The sequence below is a fragment of the Synechococcus sp. H55.2 genome (genome assembly GCF_047462495.1).
Lineage (GTDB): Bacteria > Cyanobacteriota > Cyanobacteriia > Thermostichales > Thermostichaceae > Thermostichus.
Map to the genome: position 1 here is coordinate 19,453 of NZ_JANSJH010000036.1, position 1,904 is coordinate 21,356.

The 1,904-nt window shown below is 64.3% G+C and carries 2 protein-coding genes; both read right to left on the bottom strand.

What is annotated here, in order from left to right; genetic code table 11:
• Nucleotides 1-13 precede the first annotated feature (13 nt).
• The gene (locus tag NW844_RS06245; RefSeq protein ID WP_414334410.1) at nucleotides 14-1,333 is read right to left on the bottom strand and encodes a competence/damage-inducible protein A; all 1,320 of its coding nucleotides are present in this window, start codon (nucleotides 1,331-1,333) and stop codon (nucleotides 14-16) included.
• An 80-nt stretch (nucleotides 1,334-1,413) separates the two neighbouring features.
• Entirely contained in the window at nucleotides 1,414-1,902 is a 489-nt protein-coding gene (locus NW844_RS06250; RefSeq protein ID WP_414334412.1) for an N-acetyltransferase family protein, read from the bottom strand.
• Nucleotides 1,903-1,904 lie beyond the last annotated feature (2 nt).

Consider the following 1,904-nt stretch of genomic DNA (forward strand, 5'->3'; position numbering starts at 1 on the left):
CTGCTCCCCCAGCTTACTCAAGGATCTGGCCTTGCTGAGGTGGATCCCCCGAAAGGGGGTAGCGGAGCAAGCGCCGCCGCAGGCAATCCAGCGCCGTCTGGGCGCTCCACCAGCGCACCCCCTCGCGGCCCCGCAAGCTGCCGAAGCGGTACTCGTGGACTTCCACGTTCCCCTCCGGGTCGGCCAAGCCCAGATACACAAGGCCGACCGGCTTGGTGGGGGTACCCCCGTCTGGCCCGGCAATGCCGGTGATGCTCAAGGCCCAGTCGGAGCCGAGGACTTGCTTGGCCCCCAGCGCCATCTGGGCCGCCACCGGCTCGCTCACGGCCCCCTGCTGCTGCAGCGCCGCGGGATCCACCCGCAAGAGCTGCTCCTTGATGCGGTTGTCGTAGGCAACGATCCCCCCAACAAAATAGCGGGAGCTGCCCGGGATCCCGGTTACCAACTGCCCCAGCAGGCCACCGGTGCAGGATTCCGCCACCGCCAGGGTTTGCCCCCGCTGCAGCAGCAACTCCCCCACCACGCTGGCCAAGGTGGCCTCGTCGCTGCCGAAGTAGTCTTCCCCGGAAATCTGTAAAATCTGCTCCACCACCGGGGCAATCAATGCTTCCGCCGCCTCACGCGTGGGGGCACGTCCGGTAACCCGCAGGCGCACCTCCCCCTGGCTGGCGTAGGGAGCCACGGTGGGATTTTCCCCCGCCAGCAGGGATCCCACCCGTTCGGCCAAGGTCGATTCAGGAATGCCCCAGTAGCGCAACACGCGGCTGTAAAACACTTCCTTGCCCCAGCCCAGGGAGCGCAAATAGGGCACAGCCGTCTCCTGCCACATCTGCTGCATCTCCCGCGGCACGCCGGGGAAGGTGAGAATGTGCAGGTCGGGCCGGGGCTGCCAGATGAGGCCACAGGCGCTGCCCAGGGGGTTGGGCAGGACGGTTGCCCCCTGAGGCAAAAAGGCCTGCTTGCGGTTACTGGGCGAGGGCTCCATACCTCGCTGGCCGTACTTTCGCAGAATCTCCTCCCAAACCTGCGGGTGCTCCACCATCTCCACGCCGAAAAAAGAGGCCAGTGCCGCGTGGGTCAGATCATCCGGGGTTGGCCCCAGCCCTCCTGTAATTAAAAGCAGGCTGGAGCGGTTGCAGGCCACCTCCAAAGCATGGTGGATGCGGGCTTCGTTGTCCCCCACCACCGTTTGGTAGTAGTGCGGGATCCCCAGCTTGGCCAGCTCGGCTGCTAGGTATTGGGCGTTGGTGTTGGTAATCTCCCCCAAGAGTAGCTCTGTGCCAATGCAGAGGATCTCAGCCCCCTGGGGAGTGACGGTTTGCGTTGGGCTCATGCTCGGCTCAACCTCGGCTCAGCCGCTAAGTATAGAGGTCTGGATCCCCCTTTCGCGCAGGGATCCCTGGGATCTCTTGCTCAAGAGGGGTAGGGATCCTCGGCCAGCCGAGCCAAAGCTTCCAGCTCAGCACCCACCACGCGGTGCAGGATCCACTCCGGATGTGGCTTGGCACCCAGGCGCCGGTAGAACTCAATCGCCGGCTGGTTCCAGTCCAAAACCATCCACTCCAGCCGCCCATATCCTTTGGCCACTGCCTCCTGGGCCACCCGCGCCAAGAGCGCCTTGCCAATGCCCCTGCCGCGAAACCCCGGCAGCACAAACAAGTCTTCCAGGTAGATCCCCGGTCGGGTGAGGAAGGTGGAAAAGTTGCGAAAGTAGAGGGCAAACCCCACCGCTTGCCCCCCCACTTCTGCCAACAAGGCCGAGGCAAAGGCTTCGGGGCCAAACAGATGCTGTTGCAGCAGCTCGGCGGATCCCGTTACCAGGTGGCTCAGGTGCTCGTACTCGGCCAAAGCGCAGATGAGATCAAACAGAACGGGCACATCCTCAGGCGTGGCAGGACGAATTT